Annotated in this window: 17 protein-coding genes and 1 tRNA gene; 12 read left to right on the top strand and 6 right to left on the bottom strand. The window is 71.9% G+C overall.

Annotated features, from left to right (window positions below; all coding sequences use genetic code 11):
• Positions 1-361: 361 nt before the first annotated feature.
• Together ACFY3I_RS37535 and ACFY3I_RS37530 are read right to left on the bottom strand one after the other, a co-directional pair.
• Positions 362-2,941 carry an FtsX-like permease family protein gene (locus ACFY3I_RS37535; protein ID WP_365284532.1) on the bottom strand — a complete coding sequence of 860 codons (2,580 nt, stop codon included), beginning with the start codon at positions 2,939-2,941 and terminating at the stop codon, positions 362-364.
• On the bottom strand, positions 2,938-3,726 hold the full coding sequence (locus tag ACFY3I_RS37530) for an ABC transporter ATP-binding protein (protein ID WP_390865458.1): 789 nt from the start codon (positions 3,724-3,726) through the stop codon (positions 2,938-2,940). Before ACFY3I_RS37530 ends, ACFY3I_RS37535 begins: the two co-directional genes overlap by 4 nt.
• 446 nt (positions 3,727-4,172) lie before the next feature.
• On the opposite strand from ACFY3I_RS37530, the gene ACFY3I_RS37525 reads away from it, so the two are divergent.
• The 3 genes from ACFY3I_RS37525 to ACFY3I_RS37515 all read left to right on the top strand — a co-directional run bounded on the left by ACFY3I_RS37525 (position 4,173) and on the right by ACFY3I_RS37515 (position 7,918).
• A complete protein-coding gene (locus ACFY3I_RS37525) occupies positions 4,173-5,666 on the top strand; it encodes an MFS transporter (protein ID WP_390865457.1) in 1,494 nt (497 codons plus the stop codon).
• A gap of 225 nt (positions 5,667-5,891) precedes the next feature.
• Positions 5,892-6,302 carry a DUF485 domain-containing protein gene (locus tag ACFY3I_RS37520; protein WP_390865456.1) on the top strand — a complete coding sequence of 137 codons (411 nt, stop codon included), beginning with the start codon at positions 5,892-5,894 and terminating at the stop codon, positions 6,300-6,302.
• Positions 6,299-7,918 (top strand): cation acetate symporter, encoded by a 1,620-nt coding sequence (locus ACFY3I_RS37515; RefSeq protein WP_390865455.1) that lies wholly within the window; start codon positions 6,299-6,301, stop codon positions 7,916-7,918. Before ACFY3I_RS37520 ends, ACFY3I_RS37515 begins: the two co-directional genes overlap by 4 nt.
• Positions 7,919-7,949: 31 nt before the next feature.
• Here the strand turns inward: ACFY3I_RS37515 and ACFY3I_RS37510 are convergent, their stop codons facing one another.
• The 3 genes from ACFY3I_RS37510 to ACFY3I_RS37500 all read right to left on the bottom strand — a co-directional run bounded on the left by ACFY3I_RS37510 (position 7,950) and on the right by ACFY3I_RS37500 (position 13,088).
• On the bottom strand, positions 7,950-8,837 hold the full coding sequence (locus ACFY3I_RS37510; protein ID WP_365284542.1) for a cellulose-binding protein: 888 nt from the start codon (positions 8,835-8,837) through the stop codon (positions 7,950-7,952).
• A 271-nt stretch (positions 8,838-9,108) separates the two neighbouring features.
• Positions 9,109-12,063, bottom strand: coding sequence for an SUKH-4 family immunity protein (locus ACFY3I_RS37505; protein WP_390865454.1), 2,955 nt, complete (start codon positions 12,061-12,063; stop codon positions 9,109-9,111).
• Positions 12,064-12,071: 8 nt separating this feature from the next.
• Entirely contained in the window at positions 12,072-13,088 is a 1,017-nt protein-coding gene (locus ACFY3I_RS37500) for an SMI1/KNR4 family protein (RefSeq protein ID WP_365284546.1), read from the bottom strand.
• A 297-nt stretch (positions 13,089-13,385) separates the two neighbouring features.
• Here ACFY3I_RS37500 and ACFY3I_RS37495 point away from each other — a divergent pair, with 297 nt between their 5' ends.
• The gene (locus ACFY3I_RS37495; protein ID WP_390865453.1) at positions 13,386-13,925 is read left to right on the top strand and encodes a YwqJ-related putative deaminase; all 540 of its coding nucleotides are present in this window, start codon (positions 13,386-13,388) and stop codon (positions 13,923-13,925) included.
• A gap of 57 nt (positions 13,926-13,982) precedes the next feature.
• Positions 13,983-14,480 carry an SUKH-3 domain-containing protein gene (locus ACFY3I_RS37490; RefSeq protein ID WP_390865452.1) on the top strand — a complete coding sequence of 166 codons (498 nt, stop codon included), beginning with the start codon at positions 13,983-13,985 and terminating at the stop codon, positions 14,478-14,480.
• 89 nt (positions 14,481-14,569) lie between these two features.
• Here ACFY3I_RS37490 and ACFY3I_RS37485 read toward each other — a convergent pair whose 3' ends face one another.
• Complete coding sequence (locus tag ACFY3I_RS37485; RefSeq protein WP_390865451.1) at positions 14,570-15,886, bottom strand: sensor histidine kinase; 1,317 nt, start codon at positions 15,884-15,886, stop codon at positions 14,570-14,572.
• Positions 15,887-16,052: 166 nt separating this feature from the next.
• On the opposite strand from ACFY3I_RS37485, the gene ACFY3I_RS37480 reads away from it, so the two are divergent.
• From ACFY3I_RS37480 to ACFY3I_RS37450, 7 genes are all read left to right on the top strand, one after another.
• Positions 16,053-16,925 (top strand): hypothetical protein, encoded by an 873-nt coding sequence (locus ACFY3I_RS37480; protein ID WP_390865449.1) that lies wholly within the window; start codon positions 16,053-16,055, stop codon positions 16,923-16,925.
• A 6-nt stretch (positions 16,926-16,931) separates the two neighbouring features.
• Positions 16,932-17,002 (top strand) — tRNA-Gln (locus ACFY3I_RS37475).
• A 126-nt stretch (positions 17,003-17,128) separates the two neighbouring features.
• Positions 17,129-18,577: a bifunctional UDP-N-acetylglucosamine diphosphorylase/glucosamine-1-phosphate N-acetyltransferase GlmU gene (glmU, locus tag ACFY3I_RS37470; RefSeq protein ID WP_390865448.1), complete on the top strand. Its 1,449-nt coding sequence runs from the start codon at positions 17,129-17,131 to the stop codon at positions 18,575-18,577.
• 147 nt (positions 18,578-18,724) lie between these two features.
• Positions 18,725-19,705, top strand: coding sequence for a ribose-phosphate diphosphokinase (locus tag ACFY3I_RS37465; RefSeq protein ID WP_365284556.1), 981 nt, complete (start codon positions 18,725-18,727; stop codon positions 19,703-19,705).
• Positions 19,706-19,954: 249 nt separating this feature from the next.
• Complete coding sequence (locus ACFY3I_RS37460; protein ID WP_365284558.1) at positions 19,955-20,551, top strand: 50S ribosomal protein L25/general stress protein Ctc; 597 nt, start codon at positions 19,955-19,957, stop codon at positions 20,549-20,551.
• A gap of 74 nt (positions 20,552-20,625) precedes the next feature.
• Complete coding sequence (pth, locus tag ACFY3I_RS37455) at positions 20,626-21,234, top strand: aminoacyl-tRNA hydrolase (RefSeq protein WP_365284560.1); 609 nt, start codon at positions 20,626-20,628, stop codon at positions 21,232-21,234.
• Between the two features lie 42 nt (positions 21,235-21,276).
• Positions 21,277-21,786, top strand: coding sequence for a hypothetical protein (locus tag ACFY3I_RS37450; RefSeq protein WP_390865447.1), 510 nt, complete (start codon positions 21,277-21,279; stop codon positions 21,784-21,786).
• Positions 21,787-21,909 lie beyond the last annotated feature (123 nt).

The following is a 21,909-nucleotide window of genomic DNA, read 5'->3' as shown; positions in this document are numbered from 1 at the left end:
CTTTCGCTCGGGGTTCTTCGGGGGGCTTGTCGGGAGTGGGCAACGCGAAGTGCCCGGCGCGGGCTGCGACCGGGGGGTCTCCAGCGTACGACTACGCGGGCGCGGGCGCCGGGGCTGTGGACAACCTCCGCCGCCCGGTGAGGCACCCCGCGCCGCGGTGGCCGTACCAGGGGGCTCCGCCCCCTGACCCCCGAAGCCTATGCCCGCCCACCACCCGACTCGGCCGATCGAGAAGCCGGGCTCGAACAGCAGAGCCACCCCCGGCGACAAAGCCACGCCCGGCGCCGGGAGACCTGGTGTCTCCCGGCGCCGGGCGTTCCCCCGCAACCCCCGTGTGCGGTGGTCCTCCGTGTCCGTCGGCTCAGTCCGTCGCGATCGCCTTCAGGACGTTCATGCGGCCCGCCCGGAAGGCCGGGATCAGCGCGGCGAACAGGCCCACGAAGGCCGAGCCGACGAAGACCCCGATGATCGTCGGCCAGGGGATCTCCAGGACCTTCAGGCCCTGCAGGGCGAGCAGCTTCTGGGCGGTGGCGCCCCAGCCCATGCCCAGCCCCAGGCCCAGCAGGGCGCCGAAGAGGGCGATGACCACGGACTCCATGCGGATCATCCGGCGCAGCTGGCGGCGGGAGAGGCCGATGGCCCGCATGAGGCCGATCTCCCTCGTCCGCTCGACCACCGACAGCGCCAGGGTGTTCACGACACCGAGGACCGCGACGATGATCGCCAGGGCGAGCAGCCCGTAGATCAGGTTGAGGAGCTGCCCGATCTGGTCCTTCAGTGCCTGCTTGTAGTCGGTCTGGTCACGCACCGTGTACTGCGGGTAGTCGTGCAGCGCGGACTTGAGGGACTTGTAGGCGCTGTCCTGCTGCCCGTCCTTGGCGGTGGCGAAGACCAGGTCGTCGAGGGGCATCCGGTCGGCCGGCACGTACTTGGCGAGGGTGGCGATCGACATGTACTTGGAGCCGGCGTCGATGAGGCCGTCGCTGCTGGTGATCGCCCGGACCGTCAGGTGGGCGGTGCGCCCCTCCTTGAACCTGAGGGTGATCTTCGAGCCGAGGTGGATGCCGTGCGCCTTGGCGAACTTCTCGTGCACGGACATCGAGTCGGGCAGGTAGGCGTCCTCGAGGTCACCGGCGACGGTCTTGGTCCGCAGGTCGGTCGCGTACGTCGGGTCGGCCGCCGTGATGTCGGTGTCCTTGAGCGTCTTGCCGTCGGGGGTGGTGTAGTCGGCGGTGGTCACCCGGTACTCGGTGACCCGCGCGAGGCCCGCGGTGTCCTTGACCGCCTTGACGGCCTGCGGGGTGAGCCGCTGGCCGCTGTCGGACTGGATGATGAAGTCCGTGCCGACGGTCTTGTCGAGCTGGTCGGTGGCGGAGGCGACCATGGAGGAGCCGACCACCGAGAGGCAGGCGACCAGCGCGAGGCCGATCATCAGGGCGGCGCCGGTGGCACCGGTACGGCGCGGGTTGCGCAGCGCGTTGCGTTCGGCCATGCGTCCCACGGGGCCGAACATCCGCAGCAGGACGGCGCCCAGGACCCGTACGACCGCGCCGGCGAGCAGCGGGCCGATGACGACGAACCCGATCAGCGTGAGCACGATGCCCAGGCCCAGCCAGGCGGCTCCCTGGGACGCCTTGTCGGCCTCGGCGGCCAGGTAGAGGCCGTAGCCGCCGCCGGCGGTCAGCACGAGGCCCAGCAGGGCCCGTACGACACCGGCCCGGGCGTCGGCGGGGGCGCCGGCGTCGCGCAGCGCGGCCATCGGGGAGACCTTGCCGGCCCGCCGTGCGGGCAGGTAGGCGGCGAGGACGGTGACGACCACTCCGAGGACCAGGCCCAGCACCGGGGTCGTCCAGGCGACCGTCAGATCGCTGGTCGACAGGTGCATGCCCATGGAGCCCATGAGCTTCATCAGCCCGACCGCGATGCCGACGCCCGCGCCGACGCCGAGGGCCGAGCCGACGAATCCGAGCAGCAGGGCCTCGACGAGCACGGACCGGTTGACCTGGCCGCGGCTGGAGCCGATGGCCCGCATCAGGCCGATCTCCCGGGTGCGCTGGGCGACCAGCATCGAGAAGGTGTTGATGATCAGGAAGATGCCGACGAGGAAGGCGATCCCGGCGAATCCGAGCATCGCGTACCTCATGACGTTCATGAAGCCCTCGACGTCCTTCTGGTTGGCGTCGGCGGTCTCCTTGGCGGTCTGCACCTGGTAGCCGGTGCCGAGTTCGCCGATGACGTTCTTCTTCAGCCGGGCGTCGGTGACACCGGTGGCGGCGGTCACGTTGACGTTGGTGAAGACACCGGTCTTCCCGACGAGCGTGCGCTGCGCGGTCCTCGTGTCCAGGTAGAAGATGGCGGCACCGGGGTTGGTGACGGTGAAGTCGGCGATGCCGGAGATCTTCGCGGTGTGCGTGCCGACCGCGCTGATCACGCCGATCTCGTCGCCGAGCTTCAGGTGGTGCTTGTCGGCGGTGTCGGCGTCCACCATGATCTGGCCGGGGTTCGCCGGGGCCGCACCGGAGGTGATCTTCATGGTGCGGGCGTCGTTGGAGTTCCAGCTGCCCACGATGGTGGGTGCGCCGCTGGACGGCGACAGGCTGTCCTTCTTCGCGTCGACGACGGTCACGGACGTCGAGAAGACCGTCCCCTCGGCCGCCTTGACGCCGTCCGCCGCCCGGACCCTGGTGACCACCGAGGCCGGCATGACCGGCGGCCTGCCGTTCTCGGAGGTCGTCTCACCGGAGTCGGAGGCGCCCTTGGCGCTGACCGTCACGTCGGACGAGGTCGCCGCGAACAGCTTGTCGAAGGTCGTGTTCATCGTGTCGGTGAACACCAGGGTCCCGCACACGAACGCCACCGACAGCAGCACGGCCACGGCGGACAGGGCCATGCGTCCCTTGTGCGCGAAGAAGTTGCGCATCGAGGTCTTCATGACGGTCATGACGTACGCCCCCGCGCGTCGAAGTCCTTCATGCGGTCCAGGACGGTGTCCGCGGTCGGCTTGAACATCTCGTCCACGATCCGGCCGTCGGCCAGGTACAGCACCCGGTCCGCGTAGGAGGCGGCCACCGGGTCGTGCGTGACCATGACGATCGTCTGCCCCAGGTCGGTGACGGAGCTGCGCAGGAAGCCGAGGACCTCCGCGCCCGCGCGGGAGTCGAGGTTTCCGGTCGGCTCGTCACCGAAGATGATCTCGGGGCGGGCGGCGAGGGCGCGGGCCACGGCCACGCGCTGCTGCTGGCCGCCGGAGAGCTGCGTGGGCCGGTGCTTGAGGCGGTCCGCGAGCCCCACGGTCTCCACCACGCGCCGCAGCCACTCCTGGTCGGCCTTGCGCCCGGCGATGTCCATGGGCAGCGTGATGTTCTCCAGCGCGTTCAGCGTCGGCAGCAGGTTGAAGGCCTGGAAGATGAACCCGATCCGGTCCCGGCGCAGCTGCGTGAGCTTCTTGTCCTTCAGGCCGGTTATCTCGGTCTCGTCCAGGAAGATCTGACCGCTCGTCACGGTGTCGAGTCCGGCGAGGCAGTGCATCAGGGTGGACTTGCCGGACCCCGAGGGGCCCATGATCGCGGTGAACTGCCCCCGCGTGATGTCCACGTCGACGTGGTCGAGAGCGACGACCCGGGTCTCCCCGGACCCGTACGCCTTGACGACCTGCCGCGCCCGGGCGGCAACGGCCGTACGCCCTCCAGTACCCCCGTGCCTGGGAATGGTCACAGCCGATGTCACGGTATGTCTCCTAAGTCGGTCAGCGGTCGGGCGGCGTGGTGCCGCCTCCTGCTGCGGTGTGTTCGGTACGACGACGAGTGTCGCGGTGGGCGGGGTCGCTCCGCGCTGGTGCGAAGCCCCGTCTTTCCCGGGGGTAAACCCCACCCTTGCCGGTTCGGTCAGCCGCCCCCCGGCGGCGTAAAGCCAGGTTAAGGACGGCGGGTGTGTCATCTCCTCCTCCGCCGGTACGAACCCTCCCCGAGCCGTAGTACGGAGGACCCCCTAGGGGATGTCCACCGACGGGTGGAGTCCTTCTCCGGGTCCGGCTCCACCCTCCGGTGCGGTCAGCCTCCTCCCTCCCCTCGCGTGAGGGTCAAGCGGACGCGCACTCCCGGCAGGTCGGAGCGGATGGGAAGCTGTGCCGGGCGAGATCGGTGCAGGGGGAACGCAAAGGGAGGGGATCCGGCGTGGAGAACACGAAACCCGCGATACACGCGGCCGGGCGGGACACCGGGACGGGCCGCCGGGGGGCCGTGGTGGCCGCCCTGATGCTCGCGATGGCGCTGGCCGCGCTCGACTCCACCGTCGTCTCCACCGCCGTCCCGCAGATCGTCGGCGACCTCGGCGGGTTCTCGGTCTTCTCCTGGCTGTTCTCCGGGTACCTGCTGGCGGTGACGGTGACGCTGCCGGTGTACGGCAAGCTCTCCGACACCTTCGGCCGCAAGCCGGTGCTGATCGCCGGGGCGGTGCTGTTCCTGCTGGGATCGCTGCTGTGCGCGGCCGCCTGGAACATGGCCGCGCTGATCGCGTTCCGGATCGTGCAGGGCCTCGGCGGAGGCGCGCTGCAGGGCACCGTGCAGACCCTGGCCGCCGACCTCTACCCGCTGAAGGAACGCCCGAGGATCCAGTCCAGGCTGTCCACGGTGTGGGCGGTGTCCGCGGTCGCCGGGCCGGGACTCGGCGGGGTGCTGGCCACCTACGCGGACTGGCGGTGGATCTTCCTGCTCAATCTGCCGATCGGCGCGGCCGCGCTGTGGCTGATCGTGCGTCACCTGCGCGAGCCGGCGCGCGCGCCGCGCACCCGCCCGCGGGTGGACTGGGCCGGCGCGCTGGCGGTCTTCGCGTGCGGGGGCGTCCTGCTGACGGCGCTCGTGCAGGGCGGGGTGGCGTGGGCGTGGTGGTCCGCGCCGTCCTGCGCGCTGTTCGCCGCCGGGCTGGCGCTGGCGGGGCTCGTGGTGTGGGTCGAGCGCCGGGCCGCCGAACCGATCATCCCGGGCTGGGTGTGGCGCCGCCGCACGATCGCCGCGGTCAACCTCGCGCTCGGCGCGCTGGGCCTGCTGATGGTGGCGCCCACGGTGTTCCTGCCCACCTACGCCCAGTCGGTCCTCGGCCTCGCGCCGGTCGCCGCCGGGTTCGTGCTGTCGGTGTGGACACTGAGCTGGCCGCTCTCGGCGGCGCTCAGCCAGCACGTGTACCGGCGGATCGGCTTCCGCGACACCGCGCTGCTCGGCATCGGCGCGGCCACGCTGACCCTGTTCGCCTTCCCCTTCCTGCCCTACCCCGGCGCCGCGTGGCAGCCGACGCTGCTCATGCTCGTCCTCGGCGGCGCGCTCGGCCTGTTCCAGCTGCCGCTGATCGTCGGCGTGCAGTCGACGGTGGGCTGGGAGGAACGCGGCACGACCACGGCGTCGGTGCTCTTCTGCCGGCAGACCGGACAGACGATCGGCGCCTCGGTGTTCGGGGCGATCGCCAACGGGGTGCTCGCGGCCCGTCTGGGCGGCGACGGCGACCTCGACTCGGTCACGCGCGCGCTGGACGACGGGACCGCCCCCGAGTCCACCCGCCACGCGATCGCCGACGCGGTCCACTCGGTGTATCTCGGAGCGGCGTGCGCGGCCGCGCTGGCGTTCCTGGTCCTGCTGTTCCTGGCACCCCGACGCTTCCCGGTCCTCAAGGACTGAGTCCCGACCCGGCGTCGCCCCGGCCCCCGAAACGGACTCCCACCCCACGGTTAACGCGGGTAACACCCCTGGTCAGGCGGGCTCTCCACCAGCAAGCGCATACCGGCAGGCCAGTTGGCGAAAAACCCCGCAGCCCCGGCTACTTGCGAGTAGGGTGCGTGACCCCGCTCCCTCCCCTCCCTGCGGTCCGCCGCCACGGACCCGAGCCACGCAAGGAGCACCGGGATGTCCCAGGACCCCTCCCCGCACGATCCGCCGTACCTCACCTACCCCTGGCAGCCACGGCCGCCGCAGCCCCCCGTCCCCCGCCACGTACCGCACCGGGCACCGGTCGGCCACCACAGCGACCTGCGGATGCTGCGCGGCGCCTACCGCCTCCAGCGGCGCACCGCGACCCTCACCGCACTCGGCTACTTCACCCTGTTCCTGCTGCTGTCCGCGTTCGCCCCGGGCGTGATGACGAGCACGGTCACCGACGGCGTACCCGCAGGCCTCCTCCTGGCCGTCGTCCAACTGCCCGTCACCTGGCTGGCGATCGCCCTGTACGAGCACAGCGCGCGCCGCCGCGTCGACCCGCTAGCCGACCGCATCCGCAGAACCGCGGAACTGGACGCCCGGCGAGGAGCCCTACGGTGACCGGCTTCAGCGACTCCGCGCAGTCCATGTCCTCGATGTCCCTGGTCGCCTTCACCGCCGTCGCCACCCTCACCCTGCTGCTGTGCGTGCTGACCGGCCCGGACCGCGACGACCTCGACGCGTTCTACACCGGCTTCGGCTCGCTCTCCCCGCTGCGCAACGGCCTGGCCATCGCCGGCGACTACATCTCCGCGGCCACCGTCCTCGGCACCGGCGGCGTGATCGCCCTGTGCGGCTACGACGGCGTCGTCCTGGCCCTCAGCACGGCACTGTCACTGATGCTGCTGATGTTCCTGCTGGCCGAACCGCTGCGCAACGCGGGCCGGTTCACCATGGGCGACGCGCTGGCCCGCCGGATGCCCGGCCGGGGCGTACGGATCACCGCCTGCGCGGTGACCGTCGCCGCCCTGTTACCGCTGATGCTGGTCCAACTGGCGGGCGCCGGACAGCTGATGGCGTACATCCTCGGCTTCTCCGACCAGTCCGTGCAGACCTGCTGCGTCATCGGCCTCGGCGCGCTGATGATCAGCTACGCGGCCATCGGCGGCATGAAGGGCACCGCCCTCATCCAGATCCTGAAGATCGTGACACTGCTCGGCTCCGGCACCGTGGTCGCCCTGCTCATCCTGCACCGCTTCGCCTGGGACCCCGGCGCCCTGCTCACCGCGGCGGCCCGGGGCAGCGGCGCGGGACCCGCCTACCTGCACTCCGGCCTCCAGTTCGCCGCCGGCCCCAACCCCCGCCTGGACATGATCAGTTCGGAGCTGACCATCGTCCTCGGCGGCGCCTGCCTGCCGCACGTCACCATGCGCATGTACGCGGCCGCCGGCGCCCGCCAGGTCCGCCGCTCGATGTCCTGGGCGGTCTCGTGCGTCGCCCTGTTCGTCCTGATCATCGGCGTCGTCGGCTTCGGCGCCACCGCCCTGGTCGGCCGCACCGCCATCACCGCCGCCGACCCGCAGGGCAACACCGCCTACCTGCTCGGCTCACGCGCCGCGTTCGGAACCGACGTGTCGACGGCGGGCACCCTGCTCTTCACCACCGTCACCACCGCGCTCTTCCTCACCCTGCTCGCCTCCGTCGCCGGCATGATCCTCGCCTGCGCCAACTCCCTCGCCCACGACGTCCTCGCGACCCGCGCCCAGGAACCGCCTGCCCGGCGCGAGATGAGACTCGCCCGAATCAGCGCCGTCGCCATCGGAGCCCCCACCATCCTGCTGGCGACCCTGGTCCAGCACCACAGCCTGCAGCCCCTGGCCACCCTCTCCTTCTGCCTGGGCGCCTCCGCGCTGGCCCCCGCGCTCGTCTACGGCCTCTTCTGGCGCCGCTACACCCGCACCGGCCTGATGTGCACCCTCCTCGGCGGCACCCTCACCGTGCTGCTCCTGATGCCCGGCACCAACCTGGTCTCCGGCACACCGGGGGCCGCCTTCCCGCACGCCGACTTCAACTGGTTCCCCTTCACCACCACCGGCATCGTCTCCATCCCGGCCGGCTTCCTGCTGGGCTGGCTGGGGACGGCCGTCTCCGGCCGGCGCGGGGCGGCGGAACAGCGCAGGCAGTACGAGGCCGTCGAGGGCTGGATCCTGGCGGGCGCCGGACGCCGGGAGACCTGAGCGAGCGCGACGGACCGCGCCCGGAAAGGCGCTACTCCGCCGTCGCCCGCCCCGTCAGGGACACGAGGGAGTCGCGCATGTGGTCCATGTGCGCCTGTACGTCGTCCCAGGTCTCCCCGTGCTCGCGCAGCACCCGCTCGGTGTCCCGCGCGATGCGCTCCTCCCGGACCCGCGCCTCCGCGAGGATCTCCTCGGCCCGCACCCGCGCCGCCTCCTGGGAACTGTGCTGCCACTCCTCCGCCTCGCCGAGGGCACGCGTCGCCTCGGCCAGCGCGGCCTCCGCGCGGGCGATCCGGTCGGCGGACTCCGCGTCGGCCTCGGCGGCCCGCGCGACCTCCTCGCGCTCCGCCTCGGTCCAGCGCTCGGCGAGCTCCCTGGCCTGCTCGGAGATCATCCCGGTGGTGCGCTCGCGCAACTCGCGCAGAGCCGCGAGGGCCTCGCCACGCGCCTCCTTCACCTCCAGCCGGGCACCGATGCGGATCTCGTCGGCCTCGGCCTGCGCGGCGAGCAGCAACTGACGGGCGCGTTCCTCGGCGTCCGCGCGCAGCGCGTCCGCCTCCTCACCGGCCGCGCAGCGCGCGTTCTCCGCGCACGTCTGCGCCTCCACGGCCCCTTCGGTCAGTGCCCGCCTGGCGTTGTCGCGCAGCGCCGCCGCCTCGTCCACCACGAGCCGGAAGATCCGCGCCGCGCGGTCCCCGAGCGCCTCGTACGTCTGGGGCGGGAGCTGCTCCAGGACGGCACGGACCTGCGCGAACTCCGCCTCCATGTCCTTGGCGAGCACGGTGAGCCGCGCGGCACGCTCCCACGCGTCGTCCCGGTCCTGCGAGAGCGCCACCAGGAACGCGTCGACCTCCTCGGGGCGGTAACCACGCCCCCGGACGGTCACGAAGTCGTACGGCGGCATCGATGCGCTGCTCACCCTGGAACCCCTCTCCGCCGGACCCGCACGAAATGATGATTTCGCGCACATCTTGATGGATAGGGCGTAAGTGTTCATAACGCGACACTCCGCAGAGATGTCACGGCCGGAGCCCCGCACGACGCATCCGGCCCCACGAGACCACCGGGAGGTGTGAACCCCCGGCCGCGCGCCCCGGCCCGGGACAGCCCGCGAACACGCGTGGGGGCCGGTCCGGTTCACCCGACCGGACCGGCCCCCACCGCCACCTCCCGCGGCTCCTACCGCCGCACTACAGCAGACCGTCCCACATCTGCTCCAGCAGCACCGACCACCAGCTCTCCGGCGAACCCAGCGCCGCCGGGTCGAGGGAGGCCAACTGAGCCTGGAAGTCGACGGTCCAACGGCCCGCCTGCTCCTGGTTCAGACCGAACCTGAGCCGCCACATCCGGCCCAGCAACGCCAGGCAGCGCGCGAACTCCGGCAGGCCGGTGTTGACGAACTGCGGCGGCACGGCCGCCCCGCCCGGGCCCGCCTCCACCGGCACGGCCACGATGTTCGCGGTGCCGTACTGCACACAGACCGCCTTGCCGAAGTCGGTCCCCATCACCAGGTACGACCCCGCGTCCGCCGCCGGCTGCACCCCGCGCTCCTGCGCCAGCTCGGCCAGCGTCGGCACCGGACGGCCCGGCTGGGCCTGCGCCCAGAAGAACGGCCCCATGTCCAACGGCAGCCCGGCCGCCACCAGCGTGTGCGCCACGACCGGCGGCACCCCCTGCCGCTCCACCGCCGCGGGCTCGAACCGGAACACGCCGGGCCCGAACGCCGCCCCGAGCTCCTGCGCGATCGCCTCCGGCGGGACCGGCGGCGCCGCCTGCACCGGCGGCAACGGCGCCCGCACCGGCGCGGGCCGCGCGGGACCCGCCGCCACCTGATGCAACTCGCCCTGGTGCGCCAGCAACTCCCGCATCCCCTGCTGCCGGCTCGCATGGTCCGTGCCGTACGGCGCGATGCTCGCGAGCCGCGCCTGCGGCCACTGCTCCCGGATCATCCGGGCGCAGTACGCACCGGGCAGCTCGCACGACTCCAACTCCGTGTGCAGCTCCAGCACCTGGTCCGGCGGCACGTTCATGGCCCGCAGCTCGTGGTAGATCTGCCACTCCGGGTGCGGGGTACCCGGCGCCGAACGCCGGATCAACTGCTGCTCCGAGCCGTCCTGCGCGCGGTAGCGCAGCACCGCCTGGTAGCCGGGGCCCACGGTCGGCTGACCCTGCTGCGGGTAGCCGTAGGCGGGCGGCTGCTGACCCGGCACGGACTGCCCGGGCGGCGGCATCGCGCCGGCCGGCACCGGCGGCGGCATCTGCGGGGCACCCGCCGGCACCCCGGGGACACCCGGCGCCGCGGGTCCGGCGGGGGCGGGCGGGGGCAGCGGTGCGCCAGGGGCGCCCACCGGGGGCGCGGCCAGCACGGTCTCCGCGTGGTGCACAGCCCCCTGCGCACCCGGCGCGGAAGGCGCACCGGGAGCACCCGGCGGCTGCGCCCCACCGGCGAACGGCGCGCCGGGGGCGAACGGCGGCGGCTGCGCACCGGGCGCGGGCGGCACACCGGGGGCACCCGGGGCGGCGGGAGCGCCGGGCGGGTTCGGCATGCCCGGGACGCCCGGGCCGGCCAGCATCGTCTCCGAGCGGTGGACATCGCCGGAGGGCGTGCCACCCGGCGGAGTCTGCGGGTTGGGGGCGACTTGCGGCCGCGCCGGACCTCCGGGCCCCTCCGGGCCCAGCGCCGACACCATCTGCGTCGGCACGTAACCGCCCACCGGCGGGGGCGGCGGAGGCGTGCCCCCGGGGCGCCCGCCGGGCGCTCCCGGGGCGCCCGGCGGCGGCGGAGGCGCGGCGGCCGCGCCGCGGGCCTTGCGCGGCGGAGGCGCCGCCCTGCTCGTCGCCGCATCCGCGATGTCACTGGCGTTCGGCGCCGGCGGGCGACCCGCGGCCGGCGGACCCACCGGCGGCCGGGACGCGCCCTGCGCACCGTCCGGCCCCTGCGGATAGCCGTGACCCGGCGCGGCCGGGCTCTGCGGGTAACCGTAAGAGGGCGCGGGCGGGGCGGCGGGGACACCGGGGGCAGAAGCACCCGGAGCGTGGGCGCCAGGCGCAGGAGCACCCGGAACAGGCATACCCGGAGCATGCGCACCCGGAGCCGGCGCGCCCGGAGCCTGGCCGCCAGGCGCGGGAGCGCCCGGAGCATGGGCACCCGGCACAGGCGTACCCGGGGCAGGGGCGCCAGGCGTGGGAGCGCCCGGCGCCGCCGGGGCCTGCGGGTAGCCGTACGTCGGGGCGCCCGGCGAAGACTGCCCGCGGGTGCCGCCCCGCGGCGCACCGGCGCCCGCGGGCGCCCCCTGGGCACCGCCCCGCGCACCCGGCGCGCCCGTGTCGTCGACAGCCGGGGACACCGCCGTGCGCGGCAGTTGACTGCCACCCGCCATCAGCGCCGTCTCGGCGTCTCCCAGCGCACCGTTGTCGGAACCGCTCAGCGGCGGCGCGAACACCGTCGCCGGCAGCGGGACGGAACGGTCCGCACCCGGGTCGGCGTTCGTGTCGGTACCCGCCCAGGGAGTCGCACCGGCAGGCACGTCGGGGGTGTCCGGCGCCCCCGCCCCGGCCGCCGGCCAGGAAGGCCCACCGGATCCACCGGCCCCCGCCGGCACCCCCGCCTGCGTCTGCGCGAGGCCGGCCGAACCCGCCCCCGGCCCGGCGCCGGAACCCACACCCGAACCCACCGCGGGACCCCCGGCCGACCCCCCGGCCGGCCCTGCGGCCGTCCGCTCGTCCGCCCGCCCGGCCGACGGCCCGTCAGCACCCGGCCGCCGGTCCGGAATCCCCAGCTTGTCCGCCGCCTCCTGGAGCCACTCCGGAGGGCTCAACAGGAACGAGGTCTGATTCAGATCGACCCGCGCCGCGGGCGCCGGCACCGCGTCGGCGACCTCCGCCTCGCGGCCGTACTCCTCCTCGTACCGGCGGATCACCTCGCCCACCGGCAACGCCGGCCACAGCGTCGCGTCACCCGTGTCCCGGGCGATGACCAGCCGCTGCCCGCCCGCGTCCGAACGCGGGCCGTCCGCACGGTCCTCGCCCCACACCACGAACCCGAGACCGAACTCCCGCACCCGCACCTCGCGGTGCTGGTACGCCGGCACGTCGCCGTTGATCCACTCCTCGGCGCGCTCCTGCGCCTGCGCGAACGTCACCATGCCGAAACTCACTCCCCCGAGCCAACAGAGACGGCGCGGGCGAAGCCGCCGTCCACCATCAGGTTCGCCACCGTCTCCAACTCCGGCGGAGAACCCGCCAGCCGGGACAGGAACACGTCGAAGTCCTCACCGCACGGCAGCAACAGCCGCTCCACCCGCTCGGCCGGCGGCCACGACGGATCCACGTCGCGCACGTCGTCGTACGCGCAGAACCACACCGAACCGAGCCGGTCGCCCTTCACCTTCACCGCCAGCAGACCGCCCTGCACGAAACACACGCCCAGGTAGTCCTTGGTCAGATGGTCACGCAGACACTTGTTGACGTACACCAGGTCATTGACCGCGGCCTCGTCACGGACCGTGAAGAACGGCTGGTCCAGCAGCAGACCGAGGCCGGCGTCCAGAGCCGTGCCCACCGGCGCACACCCGCCCGCCGCCTTCAGGAAGGAGCGGTACGCGCCCGGCAGCCGGTATCCGAGATCCTCCTCGACACCCTGCACCTGCGACTCCGACACCGCCACACCCGACTTGGGCAGCCCGACATGGGCCGGGCGGGTCTCCTGCAACGGCCGCGTGCCCCGCTTGCCCTGGTCCACGCCCGCCGTCGCCACCCCGCCGTGGTGCCGCAACAACGCCTTCACCTCGACCGGGACCAGCTCCAGCCGCCGCGACCCGGCCACGTGATGCCACGTCCAGCCGTGCGGCGTCGCCACCGCGGGCACCGTGTCCCACAGTTCATGACCCGACCCGGCCAGCACCGCGTTCGCCGACACGTAGTCCGTCAGCCGCAACTCGTCGACCCCGAAGCCCTCCGGCGGGTCCGCGATCTCCACGGCCGCGCGCGCGTAGGGCGAGAAGTCCGGGTAACCCTGCTCGTCGACACGCACCCCCCGGGGATGACGTGCCGCCCGGACCGGATCCGGGAAATGCACGACCTGCCCCGCGTAGGCCGCGTTCGGCGGCGCGGCCTGCCCCCCGGCCTGGCGGCTGGGCGGTGCCCCCATCCCGAGCCGACCTGTCGTCATGACGGTTGCCCCCTGCGGCACTCTGTACGAACCGGAACCGCACCCATCGGCGCGCCCCGGCCCGTAACCGGCTGAATCTTCCACGTCCCAGACGCGTCGACCGCGCCCATTCGCGGTGCCGACAGCCTATGCGGTGCGCGAACCCCGGTCACCGGGCCTCCGCTTCCGTGACCAGCCGTCACCCCGCCGTGACAGCCTGCCCAAACCCGGGCGTGTCGCACCGCCCCAGCTACCGCACACGCCACGGGATTTGGCAGTCTGTGACTTTCGGGGGATGCCCGGGAGGGGAAGACGATCATGAACACCACGCAGACGGGACCACACACCGGCGTGCCCGGCGCAGGTCACAGCGCCACCACCGGCGACCCGCGCATCGGCTGGACCGGCACCGAAACACCTCCCGCGCCCACCCTCCTGTACCGCCGCGACGGCATCCTGCCCACCGTCGCCGCCGCCCTCTCCGTACGCGGCGCCACCCTCACCGGCACCGCCGCCCGCGGCGACCAGCCGCCCCCACTGCACCCCCTGGTCCAGGAATTCCTCGACACCCTGCCCAGCGGACAACGCGACCGGTTCACCGGCCGCTGCGCCGAGGCCATCCTCGTCTCCCGGCACATCGCCTCCGCCGACGGCGCCCGCAGCAAACGCGCCGCCCGCAAACCCATGACCAACGGCGAAGCCCGCAGAGCCCTCAAACAGGCCAAACTCACCGCCCGCCGCATACGCGAGGACGGCGACCCCCTGCACGGCAGCTTCGCCGCCCCCTGCCGGGCCTGCACCGCCCTCACGGCCCACTTCGGCGTCCGCGTCGTCGACCCGACCACCACCGACGACTGACGGCACCCCGCCCCCCCCATGAACACCGCACCCGCACCGAACACGAACAAAGGGCAGATGCACCCCGACCGCACCTCCACCACACGCTTCTCCGTGCCCGTCGACGCAGCCCTGCGCGCCGCCGGCTGGCAGCCCGGACGCTGGGACATAAAACAGGCCGAGGTCTGGGCCGACGCCCTCCGCGAACACACCTCACCCGCCGGCCACCGGCACACCGTCTTCCCCGCCGCCGTGGAAGCCTGGGCCGAATTCGGCGGCCTGCGCATCAACCCCACCGGACCCGGCCGCCAGATCGCCCCCGCCGGCCTCCACCTCGACCCCCTGCACGGCCTCCACCTCGCCCGGACACTCGGCGACCTCGGACGCGCCCTCGACACCGAGATCTGCCCGCTGGGCGAGGAGACCGAGACCCACTCCCTGCTCGCCATCGACACCGAAGGCCGCGTCTACACCCTCGACCACACCGGCGACTGGTACGTGGGCCCCGACATCGACCACGGCCTCACCACCCTCATCGCGGGCGTCGAACCCCACCGCCTCACCACCCACACCTGACCGCCGACCGCGCCTGACCGCCACCCACACCTGACCGCCGACCGCACCTGGCCGCCGCCCACACCTGCTGCCGCGCAGAAGGCCACGGCTCAGGCCGCCGGGATCACCGCCGACACCCGGAAACCCCCCGCGTCCGTCGGCCCCGAGACGAACACCCCGCCAAGCCCCAGCACCCGCTCCCGCATCCCCACCAGACCGTTCCCGCCGGACGGCAGACCCGCCGACGCGGCCGACGCCGGCTCCGGCGGCGGCTCGTTCTCCACCTGCATCGCGATCTCGGCCACCCGATGCGCGAGCCGCACATGGGTCTTGGCACCCGCCGCGTGCTTGTGGACGTTGGTCAACGCCTCCTGCACCACCCGGAACGCCGTCTGCTCCACCGCGACCGCGTACGACCGCACATCCCCCTCCACCGACAGGTCCACCACCATCCCCGCCGCCGCGGACTGCCCGATCAACTCCTCCAGCTCCGACAGATACGGCCCCTCCTCCTCCGCCACCCGCGAGGCCGCCGCCGCCGCGGCCACCCCCACCGCCGCCAACGGCACCGACGCGGCCACCGACACCGGCGCACGCCCCCGGCCGCCGTCCCCGGAACGCAGCACCCCGAGCATCTCCCGCAGCTCCGTCAACGCCTGCCGCCCCATGTCACCCACCAGCGCCGCGTTGCGCACCGCCTTCTCCGGATCCTTCCGCGCCACCGCCTGCAGAGCCGCCGCGTGCACCACCATCAGACTCACCCGGTGCGCCACCACGTCATGCATCTCCCGCGCGATCCTGGTCCGCTCCTCGCCCCGCGCCCACTCCGCACGCTCCTCCGCCCGCTCCGCGAGCAACTGGAGCTCCCGCTCCAGACTGTCCGCGCGCTCCCGCAGGCTCTCCATCAACCGCCGCCGCGCACCCACGTACAGGCCCAGCAGCACCGGAGGCGCGGTCAGCCCCAGCGAGGTCGCCAGCGCCGCGAACGGGACGAACCAGTCCCCCATCGTCAGGTCACCGCGCGCCATGCTCTGCCGGACCCGCACGAACGTGACGATCAACGTGCCCAGGAACGTCATCCCGGACAGCGCCACGATGATCCGCCGCGGCACCTCGGCGGCGGCGAGGGTGTAGAGGCCGACGATGCCCATCAGGAAACCCATCTGGGCCGGCGTGATCGCTATCGACACCAGAACGACCGCGATCGGCCACTTCCTGCGCAGCAACAGCACCGAACCGGCCAGCAGACCGAACACGACCCCGACCGACACCGGAACGCCCGCGTCCCGCGCGAAAGGGATCCCCTCGGCGCCGCACTCCAGCGCCGACACCAGTGCCAGACCACCGTCCAGCACCGCACTACGCCACCGCGACCACCACCACGGCCCTGCCAAGGCCGTCGTGCGGTCTGCCCCCGTCGTGGTCATGCGTCCAGCCTACGGGCGCGAGGGTGGGCTTTTCCGGTGAGTTTCGTCTACTGCCCTACACCACCCTCCGTAACCGAACAACACCGAAACCCACCGCCATCCCTCGAACAGGTGAACCACACCCGTTCCGGCACGGAACCTTCCATTCCACCCGGACGGTATGCCCATGGCACATTCACACGGCAAGTACGCCGACTTCGAGGGGCTGCGGGAGCGGGCGGTGGCACTGCGGCGCGGCGGCCACAGCCTCCGGCAGATCCGCGACGAACTGAAGATCTTCAACAACGACATCCTCAGCCGGCTGGTCAAAGGAGAACCCCCACCGGAATGGACCAAACGCCCGAACGCCAAGGACGACCTGCGCGCCAGGGCGCGGGAGCTGCGGCTACAGGGGTGGACGTACGACCGGATCGAGGCGGAGCTGGGCTGCTCGAAGAGTTCGGTCTCGCTGTGGGTACGGGATCTGCCGAAGCCGGAGCGACGCGACCCGGGGGAACAGGCGAGGCTCGCGGGCCGGAAACGCTGGGAGCACGAACTGGCGGTTCGCGACGCGGAACGCCAGGAGACCAAGGCGGCGGCGAGGCGCGAGATCGGCGAACTGACCGATCGGGAGCTGTTCATGACGGGAGTGGCCCTGTACTGGGCCGAGGGCACCAAGGACAAACCTCACGCACGGCGCGAACGGATCGCCTTCGTCAACAGTGACCCCGACGTGATCCGCCTGTTCCTTGCCTGGCTCGACCTGCTCGGAGTCGAGCGAGAGCGTGTCGGGTACCGAGTGATGATCCACGAGTCGGCGGATGTCGAGGCCGCCGAGAACTACTGGGCGGACCTGGTCGAGGCCGCTCGAGGCGCCTTCGGCAAGACGACCCTGAAGCGGCACAACCCGAAAACCGTACGCAAGAACGTCGGCGACGACTACCGCGGATGCCTCGTACTCACCGTTCGGCAAAGCGCCGAGTTGTACCGTCGCATCGAAGGCTGGTGGTACGGCATAGTAGGGGCTGCCACCGCACCCGATCTACGAAATCGGACATAGCGGCAATCCCGGGTCGTCTAAGGGCAAGACGTCAGATTTTGGTTCTGATCATGGGGGTTCGAGTCCTCCCCCGGGAGCACATGCCCGGTTCGGGTCCTGACTGGTGACAGCACCGTCAGGGCCCGCTCCCATGTCCCCCCTGAAACGCCCCGGTATCCTGCGGATGTCACCCCCACTCATCCAAGAAGCCGAAGGGCAACTCCGTGAGCGCCATTCGCCCGGCAGCCGTCGTCGTTCTCGCAGCGGGTGAGGGCACCCGTATGAAGTCGGCCACACCCAAGGTCCTGCACGAGATCTGCGGCCGTTCTCTGGTGGGCCATGTGCTCGCCGCCTCCCGTGAGTTGGACCCGGCGAACCTGGTCGTCGTCGTCGGGCACGCGCGTGAGCAGGTCGGCGCGCATCTCGCCGAGGTCGACGCCGCCGCCCGCACGGCCGTGCAGGAGAAGCAGAACGGCACCGGGCACGCGGTGCGGATGGCGCTGGAGGAGCTGGGCGGCGCGGTCGACGGGACGGTCGTGGTGGTCTGCGGGGACACTCCGCTGCTCACCGGTGCGACGCTCGCCCGGCTCGCCGCGACGCATCACGGTGACGGCAACGCGGTGACCGTGCTGACCGCGGAGGTCCCGGACGCGACCGGTTACGGCCGTATCGTGCGCGACGAGGCGTCCGGTGCCGTGACGGCCATCGTCGAGCACAAGGACGCGTCCGAGGCGCAGCGGGCGATCCGGGAGATCAACTCGGGTGTGTTCGCGTTCGACGGGCAGTTGCTCGCGGACGCGTTGGGCAAGGTGCGCACGGACAACAGTCAGGGTGAGGAGTACCTGACGGACGTGCTGGGGATCCTGCGGGAGGCCGGGCACCGGGTCGGTGCGTCGGTGGCCGGCGACCACCGGGAGATCGCGGGGATCAACAACCGGGTGCAGTTGGCGGAGGCCCGCCGGATCCTCAACGACCGGTTGCTGGAGCGGGCGATGCTGGCCGGCGTGACGGTGGTGGACCCGGCGACGACGTGGGTCGATGTGGCGGTCACCTTCGAGCAGGACGCCGTCGTGCTGCCGGGGACACAGCTGCTGGGCGCCACGCATCTCGGTGAGGGTGCCGAGGTGGGGCCGAACAGCCGGCTGAGGGACACCCGGGTCGGTGCCGGGGCTCGGGTGGACAACACGGTGGCCGATTCGGCCCATGTCGGTGCGGGCGCGAGCGTGGGACCGTATGCCTATCTGCGGGCGGGGACGCGGTTGGGGGCCAAGAGCAAGATCGGCACCTACGTGGAGACCAAGAACGCCAGGATCGGGGAGGGGACGAAGGTTCCGCACCTCTCCTACGTGGGCGACGCGACGATCGGCGAGTACTCGAACATCGGGGCGGCGAGCGTGTTCGTGAACTACGACGGTCAGAGCAAGCACCACACGACCGTCGGGTCGCACTGCAAGACGGGTTCGGACAACATGTTTGTGGCGCCTGTCACGATCGGGGACGGTGCTTACACCGCCGCCGGGTCCGTGATCACGAAGGACGTGCCGCCCGGTTCGCTGGCCGTGGCCCGTGGCCAGCAGCGCAATATCGAGGGTTGGGTGGCCCGGAAGCGTCCCGGGAGTCCGGCGGCGCAGGCCGCGGAGGCGGCGTCCCGGCAGGGCGTGAGCGAGGACTGACCGGAAACAGGTGCGCCAAAGACGTCGTACCGTGATAAGTGCACACCCGCACCTAACCAGCTGTTCGGCCTGCCGCGCCCGGCGCGGGGGCCGGGGGCGGCTGGACATCCAGCTGTACGGCTGAGACACCTCTGAGGAGACAGTGCTGTGACCGGGATCAAGACGACCGGCGAGAAGAAGCTGATGTTCTTCTCCGGCCGCGCCCACCCCGAGCTTGCCGAGGAGGTCGCCCAGCAGCTGGGTGTCGGGGTCGTCCCGACGAAGGCCTTCGACTTCGCGAACGGTGAGATCTACGTCCGTTACCAGGAGTCGGCTCGCGGTGCCGACTGTTTCGTGATCCAGAGCCACACGGCTCCGATCAACCAGTGGATCATGGAGCAGCTGATCATGATCGACGCGTTGAAGCGGGCGTCGGCGCGTTCCGTCACGGTGATTGTGCCGTTCTACGGTTACGCCCGGCAGGACAAGAAGCACCGGGGTCGCGAACCGATCTCGGCGCGGCTGATCGCCGATCTGATGAAGACGGCGGGTGCGGACCGGATCCTGACGATCGATCTGCACACGGATCAGATCCAGGGCTTCTTCGACGGTCCGGTGGACCATCTGTTCGCTCTTCCGCTGCTCGCGGACTATGTGGGCGGGAAGGTGGACCGGGACAAGCTGACGGTGGTGTCGCCGGACGCCGGCCGGGTGCGGGTGGCGGACCGGTGGTGTGACCGGCTGGGTGCGCCGCTGGCGATCGTGCACAAGCGCCGGGACAAGGACGTGGCGAACCAGGTGACGGTCCACGAGGTGGTGGGCGAGGTCAAGGGCCGGGTGTGTGTCCTGGTCGACGACATGATCGACACGGGTGGCACGATCTGTGCGGCGGCGGACGCGTTGTTCGCGCACGGTGCGGAGGACGTGATCGTGACGGCGACGCACGGCGTGCTGTCGGGTCCGGCGGCGGACCGTCTGAAGAACTCGCGGGTGAGTGAGTTCGTGCTGACGAACACGTTGCCGACGCCGGGTGAGCTGAGCCGGGATCTGGACAAGATCACGGTGCTGTCGATCGCGCCGACGATCGCGAGTGCGGTGCGTGAGGTGTTCGAGGACGGTTCGGTGACGAGCCTCTTCGACGAGCAGTGAGGTTTCTGCACCAGGCGCACCAGGCGCACCACCGGTCGCACCACCGGCCACACCGGTCGCGCTAGCCGTCGTTGAAGATCCTTTTGGTCCGGCCTCCGTCGCCGAGTAGACTGCTCCAGTTGCTCGGCGAGGGAGGCCGGACCTGTTTTCATGCGGGTGCCGGTGGTCCGTTATCGACGCGCTCTTCGTAGCAGGCCGTAGGTGGCCGGGTAACCACGTCCCCATCTACCTCTACGAGGAGTGATCACCATGTCCGAGGTGAAGATCGCCGCCGAGTCGCGCGCCGAGTTCGGCAAGGGCGCCGCCCGCCGCATCCGCCGTGACCACAAGGTCCCCGGTGTCCTGTACGGCCACGGTTCGGACCCGATCCACCTGACCCTGCCGGGCCACGAGCTGCTGCTCGCGCTGCGTACCCCGAACGTCCTGATCTCCCTGGACATCGACGGCAAGACCAACGAGCTGGCGATCCCGAAGTCCGTGGTCCGCAACCCGATCAAGGGCTACCTGGAGCACGTCGACCTGCTGCTGGTCAAGCGCGGCGAGAAGGTCACGGTCGAGATCCCGGTGCACACCGAGGGCGAGCTGGCCCCGGGCGGCAACCTGCTGGAGCACGTGCTGAACGCGCTTCCGGTCGAGGCCGAGGCCACCCACATCCCCGAGGCCGTCACCGTCTCCGTCGAGGGCCTGGAGGCCGGTGCCTCCGTCCTCGCCAAGGACATCACCCTGCCGTCCGGCGTGACCCTGGCCGTCGAGGAGGACGCGGTCGTCCTCCAGGTCCTGGCCGCGCAGGCCGAGGAGGCCCCCGAGGGCGAAGAGGGCGCGGCCGAGGAAGTCGCCGAGGCCTGATCCTCACCTTCGTTTCATCGTTCGTCAGCCGCTGCTTCCTGTCGGGAGCGGCGGCTGGCGCGTATCAAGGAGACATGGACGTGACCACCCCCGCAGCCGCCAACGCCCCCTGGCTGATCGTCGGCCTCGGCAATCCCGGACCGGAGTACGCGATGAACCGGCACAACGTCGGTTTCATGGTCGCGGACCTGCTCGCGGGGCGGATCGGGGGGAAGTTCAAGCGGGCCGGCAAGGCGCAGGCGCAGGTCGTGGAGGGGCGGCTCGGGGCGCCGGGTCCGGCGAGCCGGCGGGTGGTCCTGGCGAAGCCGATGTCGTTCATGAACCTGTCCGGCGGTCCGGTGAACGCGTTGCGCGACTTCTACAAGGTGCCGCTGGCGAACATCGTCGCGGTCCATGACGAGCTGGACATCGACTACGGCGTGCTGCGGCTGAAGCTGGGTGGCGGCGACAACGGGCACAACGGTCTGAAGTCGATGACGAAGGCGATGGGCGCGGACTACCACCGGGTGCGGTTCGGGATCGGGCGGCCGCCGGGCCGGATGCAGGTCGCGGACTTCGTGCTGAAGGACTTCGCCTCGGCCGAGCGCAAGGAGCTGGACTACTTCGTGGACCGGGCCGCGGACGCGGTGGAGGCCCTGGTCACCGAGGGTCTCGAGCGGGCGCAAAGCTCGTACAACTCCTGACTTGTCGCCCACCGCGGTTGACCGGCCGTAGGGGTATGGCCAATGATCCCGGCCATGCCTGCTGCGTCGGTCCCCTCCTCCCGTACCGCCCCGGTCACCGCCCTGCGGTTCGGCCGGGTCCTGGCGATGGGCGCGGTCGCCGTGCTGATCCTGGTCGGCGGGGTGTGGGCGTCGTGGAGCACGGCGCAGGACGTGATGCTGACGAAGGGCAAGGAGCGGGGCACCGTCGAGGTGACCGCGTGCGCCGCGGAGACCTGCACGGGTCCGTTCACCCCGGTGTCGTCCGGTGCCGTCCCGCGCTCCCGGGTGGTCATCGGCGAGTCGGTGGCGGTGCGCAAGGGGCGGACCTACGACGTGATCGTGAAGCCCGGCACCGACGGTGTGGTCCGGTCCGGCCCGGCCGGGGTCCTGTACGCCTGGGTGCCGCTGGGCGGCGCGCTGCTGCTGGCGTCGGTGGTGGTGGCCGGCGGCCTGCGGCTGAGACGGGTGGCGTGGGTGCTGGGCGGTTCCGGTGCGGCCCTGCTGACGGCGGCCTTCTTCGCGGTGCAGTGAGCGCGCACGAGCGTGCCCCCGGGTGTGTGGGCGAATTCCAGGGGTCGTTGCAACACGGTGGTCAACTGGCTGTGGCCAGGAGCCTAGCGAGACGCTCGGCTGGGGTTTCCCAGTCGAGCGTTT

The organism is Streptomyces sp. NPDC001068, from assembly GCF_042897315.1.
Lineage (GTDB): Bacteria > Actinomycetota > Actinomycetes > Streptomycetales > Streptomycetaceae > Streptomyces.
Note: the sequence above shows the minus strand (reverse complement) of the source record. Positions and strands in the feature narration are given on the sequence as shown.